Source organism: Flavobacterium sp. (assembly GCF_024305175.1).
In the GTDB taxonomy this organism is placed as follows: domain Bacteria; phylum Bacteroidota; class Bacteroidia; order Flavobacteriales; family Flavobacteriaceae; genus Flavobacterium.
This window is the reverse complement of record NZ_JAMWYY010000093.1, coordinates 1-7,165: the sequence shown is the minus strand read 5'-3', so window position 1 is coordinate 7,165 and position 7,165 is coordinate 1. Positions and strand designations below refer to the sequence as shown.

Sequence of the window (7,165 nt, the reverse complement as noted above, 5' to 3'; positions counted from 1 at the left end):
TTCGTTTTTAATAATATTCTAATACAATTATTGTTTTGCCTCTTTTTGTGCATCCTGAATCATTTGCTCATTTGCAGTAATGGCAAACTCTACGCGCCTGTTCTGGCTCCTGCCTTCGGCTGTTTCATTTGTGGCAACAGGATCTGCGATACCTTTACCAATAGTGCTGAACCTAGAAGCGCTTATACCTTTGCTGCTCAGGTAATCTTTTACAGATTGTGCCCTTTGCTCACTAAGCCTCAGGTTATAGTCTTCCGGGCCTGTGCTGTCAGTATAACCAAATATCATAATATTAGTGTCCGGATATTCTTTAAAAACGTTTACAAGCTTATCTAGGTTTGCCTTGGCTGTAGGAGTAAGTGATGATTTGTTGGTATCAAACCTTACAGAGTTTTCACCAAGTGTAAGCTTAATACCCTCGCCTACCCTTTCAACTTCGGCTCCCGGTAATGCCTGGTCTATTTTCTGTGCCTGCTTGTCCATACGGTTACCTATAACACCACCCACGGTACCACCTACTACACCACCAATAATGGCTCCCAGTGCAGTATTGCCGCCCTTGCCAACGTTATTGCCGATTACGCCGCCTATAACTGCGCCGGAGGCTGCCCCTATACCTACACCCCTTTGTGTATTATTTGTGTTTTTTACTGCTTCACATGAACTGATACCAATACTTACTATAAAAGCAAGTGCCAGTAAATAAATTTTTGTTGTTTTCATACCTATTCAATTATTATTTTTTGTTTTACTGATTTACATTCTCTGGAACTGGTAAACAACCTCCACGTTGTTGCCACCTACATTTACATTATCCACAAGCTGGAAAGAGCTCTCACTCTGGTTCCTCATCTTTAAAAAATAACCCTGCGCCACACGCCTTGCTTTTTCTCCTTCGGTAATTTTAAGTGTAAAGTCGCCATCTTTGGTTACTGTCCACACAATAGGGCTGCTGAAAGAAGGGCATCCGGCCTTGTTAATGTTCATAGTACCTGTGTTGTTATTGGATACAAAATTCCAAGAGCTGCCTTCAAGGCATTTAGAGTCGGCAATATCAAAAGAATTTACCTTAATGTACTCTGACCCCGGATAGCTAACCTGGGTTATTGTCCAGTTGCCTTTAATGCCCACCTGAGATTTGTGGTCTATAGAACCGCACGATGCCAATACGGCTACAAATAAAGAAAGGATAAGAAATTTTTTCATAGGTTATTCAAGGTTTAATGTTATAAATGCATGCAAAATCAGGAATAAAGTTACTAACATAGTTACCTATTATACAACAGGTAGCATCATTTTTTAACAGGAAATATTTTAATGTTGCCATTGCTGATTATCAGTAATTAACGCTAAAATATTTTGTTTAAAGGTATTTATCATCCCCACGCGCAGGCATTACAGCAGTACTAATCTTTTCTTAAAAATCTTTTTCTTTAACAATTATGAGATACGTTGAGTGATTTTATATGATAAAATGTCAATTTGTCATTTATTTAAAGATGGTATTTTATTTGAAAGCAATCATACAGAACAATAAATTACTTATAGCATGGCAACAGGAAAAATTAATGTTTCTGTAGAAAACATATTCCCATTAATTAAAAAATTTTTATACAGCGATCACGAAATATTTTTGCGTGAACTGGTATCTAATGCTACCGATGCAACGCTAAAGCTGAAACACTTAACCAGCATAGGCGAAGCAAAAGTAGAATACGGTAACCCTGTTATTGAAGTTAAGGTGGATAAGGAGAATAAAAAAATCCATATCATAGATAAGGGTATAGGTATGACAGGGGAAGAAGTTGAAAAGTATATTAATGAAGTTGCTTTTTCGGGCGCTGAGGAGTTTTTGGAAAAATATAAAGACTCTGCCAAAGATTCAGGTATTATAGGCCATTTCGGGCTTGGCTTTTATTCAGCCTTCATGGTGGCCGAAAAGGTAGAGATAATCACTAAATCCTATAAAGATGAGCCTGCTGTGCATTGGGTATGCGACGGCAGCCCTGAATTTACTCTTGAAGCGGCAGACAAGCAGGAACGCGGTACCGAAATTATACTGCACATTGCAGAAGACAGCACCGAGTTTCTTGAAAAGCACCGCATTAGCGAACTGCTTAAAAAGTATAACAAGTTTATGCCCGTGCCAATTAAGTTTGGCACGAAAACAGAAACTTTGCCGAAACCGGAAGATGCAGGAGAAGATTATAAGCCTGAAACAATAGAAGTTGACAACATAATAAACAACCCTAACCCTGCATGGACAAAGCAGCCAACAGATCTTAATGATGAAGACTATAAAGCTTTTTATCACGAACTGTACCCCATGCAGTTTGACGAGCCGCTTTTCAACATACACCTTAATGTAGATTATCCGTTTAACCTTACAGGTATATTGTATTTCCCTAAACTATCTGCTGACCTACAAGTGCAGAAAGATAAAATTCAATTATACCAGAACCAGGTTTTTGTTACTGATAATGTAGAAGGTATAGTACCGGAATTCCTTACTATGCTGCGCGGTGTGATAGACAGCCCGGATATCCCGCTAAATGTATCACGCTCTTACCTGCAGGCCGACGGTAATGTAAAAAAGATAAGCAATTATATTACCCGAAAAGTAGCCGATAAGCTAAAATCATTATTCAGTGAAAACCGTGAGGATTTTGAGAAGAAATGGAATGATATTAAAATTGTGCTGGAGTATGGTATGCTTAGTGAGCCTAAATTTTATGAAAAAGCAGGCGCATTCTCACTTTACCCCACTGTAAAAGATAAATACTATACACTTGATGAACTTAAGGAAAACCTTAAGGATAACCAAACCGATAAAGACGGCAAGCTTGTACTGCTTTATGCAAGTGATAAAGATGCACAGCACAGCTACATAGCTGAGGCAGAAGAAAAAGGTTATGAGGTACTGCTTTTAGATTCGCCCATTGTTTCGCACCTGATACAAAAGCTGGAAGCAGATAACGAGAACCTGACATTTACCCGTGTAGATTCTGACCATATTGATAACCTTATAAAGAAAGAAGATGCGCAGATATCCAAACTTTCTGATGAGGAGAAGGACAAACTTAAAGGCGTTTTAGAGGAAATAGTTCCTAAAGCAACTTATACTGTTCAGCTTGAAGCAATGGACAGCCATGCAGCGCCTTTCCGTATTACCCAGCCGGAGTTTATGCGCCGTATGAAAGATATGAGCAAAACCGGTGGCGGGGGTATGTTTGGTATGGGTAATTTCCCTGAAATGTATAACCTGATTGTAAACACCAATCATGAGCTTACAGGAACGATACTGAACAGTGAAGACAAGACACAACAGGAAGCATTGGTTAAACAGGCATTAGACCTTGCCAAACTTAGCCAGAACCTGCTTAAAGGCGAAGAGCTTACTGCATTTGTAAAGCGCAGCTTTGAGCTTATTAAATAGGTATTTAGACAAAAGATATGAGACAATAGACCTGCAGTGCGAGCTGCAGGTTTTTTTATATATATTTGAAAAACTGAAAAATTACATCATGCCTGATACACTACGCTTGCTAATTACATTACTGCTTATCACTTCAGGTTGTTACGCACAAAAGTTAAAGACATATGTACACCCGACAGATGGCTTTGAAATAGGTGTACCTAAAAAATGGGTAATTGAAACTCCCAAAGGTGATGGAATGGTTATGCTTGTAACCGGGCCGCGCTATAATAAGCATTTTGTAAAGGATGGAATAATAATGGTCGAGTCTCGGGAGGCAGGTTATTTCAGCCTCGAAGAATTATATAAAAATGATTTAGATACATTTCGTAACGCAGGTTATGACATTCAGGAAGTTGATGATATTGTTATAAATGGGCACCTTTTTAAATATTATTACCATACAAATCAGGCAGGTGCACTTGTAAACAAAAGCATTATATTTTTTACTATAAAAAACAAAAAGCTTTACAGGTTTACGATGGGTGCGGTTGAACAAAACTTTGGAGAGTTGGAACCTCTTTTCAGGAAAGTTGCTGAAACAATAAAGCTATACGATTAATAATTAATATACGTACTAAAGCATTTTATACTACTCTACAGGTGCAGCAGCCTCTGCTTTACGCTCTTTAACGTAATCCGTAAGCATTTTTCCGTAATACGATTTAGAAACTTCGGGTGTCATTTTCTTTTGTATTGTGTCAAGGTAAATAACATTGGCATCATATATTTCAGAAAGCGCCAGGTAAGGTCCTACTTCATGGTTGGCATTGGTTAACGCAAAGTTGGCTGTAAAAAGGTACCTGCGCTTGGTAAGCTTTTCCATCGCTTCAGCTATACTGTCTAAACGCGCTGCATCATTACTTTTAGCAGCCTCCATGTTTTTTGTGATAAGTTCCAGGTTAGTGCCTGTAAAGCGGCTCTTCATCTTCAGGAAATCCTCATAAATTTTATGATTTTCAGAGCCTGTAACCTTAGCCTTTGCAAAGAATTCATCGTTGGTAGTCTCGATAGTCATTTCACCGGGTTCGGCAAAAAACGGCAGGTTGTTATCTACAGAGTTGGTTTGTCCCCTGTCTAAAAACAGGTAAAGCATTTCGGGCGATTCCAGCTTAAGATGGCTTTCAAATTCAGAATTCCCGTTAATTATAATGCTGTCCATCACAATCAACGCAGTATCCCTTAGCTGCTGAATGTAAAGCTTACCCTGCTTTAATCCTTTTATATTTCCTTTAATGTACAGATTGGTATCGCCATGATCGGCTTCATTACAGGCAACAAATACTAAAAGCGCAGCAAAGGCAATAATATATTTTTTCATAAAAGGTCACACAAAATTAAATCCGTGCAAAGTAAAGAAAATTATATTGCATTGGGCAGGGCTGTATAAAAAAAGCTGCCATACGGCAGCTTCATTTAATCTTTTAATATGCGCTTGGCTATTTTTATATTACTGCGATTGATAAAATCTACAATATAAACACTAAGGTCGAAACGCGCACCTTCCCCACTGAGCTGCGTTGCAAGCGGCGCCTCTTTCTTTTTAGATTGCAGGGTATCATTCTTAGTATTTCCGTTTCCTTCTTCATGTATCGGTATAAAAGCCAGCGAAGCAGCTTTTACAGGAGCTTTTTCTCTCTCTTTGGTGCCGGCCATTACAATTGTACTAAAGGCCAGCATAAACAATACTAAAACTTTTTTCATAACTCGTAAGGTTTTGGTTGTTGTACAGTATAAGGCCCGTACTTTATACAGCCTTATCATTTATTATCCTTTAAGCCATGCCTGCCTTAAAGCCGACTTAGCCTCATTTGTTGCTTTATATCCTTCAACTTCCTCTACAGGTAGTTTTACATTGCCCTTAATTTCCTGCTCTTTACCATCACGCTTAATGGTAAGGGTAATAGGCTCGCCTTCTTCCCAGGCCATACTTGCCATGATAAGGTCGTAAATATTTTCAACCGTATAAGCAGTACCGTTTACAGACAGTATCGCATCGCCGCCTTTAAGCCCCAAATTAGTCATAAAAGCATTATCCTCAATATTTGGCAAGATAATAATATTTCCGTTAGCATCAACAGTTACATACGGAATCTGCTGATTTTTAAGGAATGGGTTGCCAGGTTTCTGGATTACAGCCTGTGTAACCCCCATCTTTGCGAAGTAATTTTCATACGGTATCGGAGTATCTCCTGCTACATACGTTTTAAGGAACTCCCCTATTTGTGGATATGTTAGCGCTGTAATCCTTGCAAAAAGCTCATCATCATTAAATGGTTTTTCGCTTCCGTATTCTTTGCTCAAATCCTGCATAAGGTTTAATATGCCACGCTGTCCGTTACTGGCTTCACGCATTTGTATATCAATACACATAGCTATAAGCGCTCCTTTCAGGTAAACATTATAGTAAGAATCTTTATAAGGCTGCTCTAAGATATTTTTACTCATCTTGGTAAAATTCATAGTATCGTCAAACTGCCTCGACTGGTTTATCTTGTCTGATATTCTTGTGAAAAATTCTTCTTCAGATATTAACCCCTGGTTTACCTGGAAAAGGTTTGCAAAATATTCGGTAACACCTTCATACATCCAAAGGTGTTCTGACATTTTCGGGGTATTGTAATTAAAGAAATGTATTTCTTTAGAGTGTACACTTAACGGCGTTACAATATGGAAAAATTCATGTGAAACCACATCTTTAAGTGTAGAAAGCAACTGTTCCATCGGCATGGCCTCAGGCATAACAACAGTGGTAGAAGTAGTATGCTCCAGCGCACCGAAACCTTTGGCATCATTACCCATAACATCTGACAGGTAAAGCAGTATTGCATATTTTTTTGTACTGTTAAATAGGCCTAAAAATCTTTTTTGTGCACGCATCATAACTTCCATCTCGGGAGTTATAGCTTTAGCGGTTACTGCTCCTGTAGGAGAATATACACTTATAATAATATCCATTCCATCTACAGTAAATGTAGTATAGTCGGGCTTAGAGTACATTATCGGGTGATCAACCAGCTCAGGATAACGTGATACTGTAAATACATCTTTTTCAGAACTTTCATCAGTATCTGTCATAGAGGTTGCTCCCCATAATGTAGCAGGGTGTACAACCGTTAATTCATAAGGTAGTTCGCCTTTGCCATCAAAATATCCCACAAAACCATGTGTGTTAAGTACAAAGTTTTCGTTAGCGGCTATATTGGTTCCCGATGGCGAAAAAATTTCATGCTTGCCTGTACCTTCTGTATCATAAGTATCATTTACAAGGTACGACACTTTTACAAGCTTATCTGCATTTTCAATTTTCCACGAGTTTTCATCTGCTTTGGTAACGCTCAGTTCCTTACCTTTTTTATCAAACGCCTTGAAGCCCTCAACAAAAGAACCGTAGTTATCTACCGAATAAGTTCCCGGTACAATTTTAGGGATAAAATATGTAATTGTCTTTTCTTTTATCTTAGGTGCGGTTACAGTTACGGTAACCTTATCATCGGTTACATTTTTAAGATCTACATTAACCTTAATGTTATCCTGTGCCATTGCCTGTCCGGCAACAGTAAGCGCTATAGCGAGCGAATAAATAAAATGCTTCATTTTACAGTTTTTAATGCCTATATGTAGAATGAAATCCTGTTTTGTTACAGTATAGTAAACTTTTTCAAAAAAATAATTGAAGAAGTTATTAAA

The 7,165-nt window shown here is 38.3% G+C and carries 7 protein-coding genes; 2 read left to right on the top strand and 5 right to left on the bottom strand.

The genetic code is table 11. The features are described 5' to 3' along the window. Positions 1-27: 27 nt before the first annotated feature. Together Q0K96_RS14630 and Q0K96_RS14625 are read right to left on the bottom strand one after the other, a co-directional pair. A complete protein-coding gene (locus tag Q0K96_RS14630) occupies positions 28-723 on the bottom strand; it encodes an OmpA family protein (RefSeq protein ID WP_297334725.1) in 696 nt (231 codons plus the stop codon). Positions 724-756: 33 nt separating this feature from the next. Then, positions 757-1,206: a lipocalin family protein gene (locus Q0K96_RS14625; RefSeq protein ID WP_297334724.1), complete on the bottom strand. Its 450-nt coding sequence runs from the start codon at positions 1,204-1,206 to the stop codon at positions 757-759. 343 nt (positions 1,207-1,549) lie between these two features. Between Q0K96_RS14625 and htpG the strand changes: the two genes are divergently transcribed. Together htpG and Q0K96_RS14615 are read left to right on the top strand one after the other, a co-directional pair. After that, the gene (gene htpG / locus Q0K96_RS14620; protein WP_297334723.1) at positions 1,550-3,436 is read left to right on the top strand and encodes a molecular chaperone HtpG; all 1,887 of its coding nucleotides are present in this window, start codon (positions 1,550-1,552) and stop codon (positions 3,434-3,436) included. Positions 3,437-3,524: 88 nt separating this feature from the next. After that, a complete protein-coding gene (locus Q0K96_RS14615) occupies positions 3,525-4,037 on the top strand; it encodes a hypothetical protein (protein WP_297334722.1) in 513 nt (170 codons plus the stop codon). Between the two features lie 30 nt (positions 4,038-4,067). Here the strand turns inward: Q0K96_RS14615 and Q0K96_RS14610 are convergent, their stop codons facing one another. The 3 genes from Q0K96_RS14610 to Q0K96_RS14600 all read right to left on the bottom strand — a co-directional run bounded on the left by Q0K96_RS14610 (position 4,068) and on the right by Q0K96_RS14600 (position 7,072). Next, on the bottom strand, positions 4,068-4,796 hold the full coding sequence (locus Q0K96_RS14610) for a DUF4369 domain-containing protein (protein ID WP_297334721.1): 729 nt from the start codon (positions 4,794-4,796) through the stop codon (positions 4,068-4,070). Between the two features lie 95 nt (positions 4,797-4,891). Further along, positions 4,892-5,179, bottom strand: coding sequence for a hypothetical protein (locus tag Q0K96_RS14605; protein ID WP_297334720.1), 288 nt, complete (start codon positions 5,177-5,179; stop codon positions 4,892-4,894). A gap of 63 nt (positions 5,180-5,242) precedes the next feature. Next, positions 5,243-7,072, bottom strand: a complete 1,830-nt coding sequence (locus Q0K96_RS14600; protein WP_297334719.1) for a peptidase M61 — start codon at positions 7,070-7,072, stop codon at positions 5,243-5,245. Positions 7,073-7,165: the final 93 nt, after the last annotated feature.

Bases quoted from the DNA above. Each gene is read 5' to 3' on its own strand.
- Q0K96_RS14630 (WP_297334725.1), bottom strand. From the start codon at position 723: ATGAAAACAACAAAAATTTATTTACTGGCACTTGCTTTTATAGTAAGT.
- Q0K96_RS14625 (WP_297334724.1), bottom strand. From the start codon at position 1,206: ATGAAAAAATTTCTTATCCTTTCTTTATTTGTAGCCGTATTGGCATCG.
- htpG (WP_297334723.1), top strand. From the start codon at position 1,550: ATGGCAACAGGAAAAATTAATGTTTCTGTAGAAAACATATTCCCATTA.
- Q0K96_RS14615 (WP_297334722.1), top strand. From the start codon at position 3,525: ATGCCTGATACACTACGCTTGCTAATTACATTACTGCTTATCACTTCA.
- Q0K96_RS14610 (WP_297334721.1), bottom strand. From the start codon at position 4,796: ATGAAAAAATATATTATTGCCTTTGCTGCGCTTTTAGTATTTGTTGCC.
- Q0K96_RS14605 (WP_297334720.1), bottom strand. From the start codon at position 5,179: ATGAAAAAAGTTTTAGTATTGTTTATGCTGGCCTTTAGTACAATTGTA.
- Q0K96_RS14600 (WP_297334719.1), bottom strand. From the start codon at position 7,072: ATGAAGCATTTTATTTATTCGCTCGCTATAGCGCTTACTGTTGCCGGA.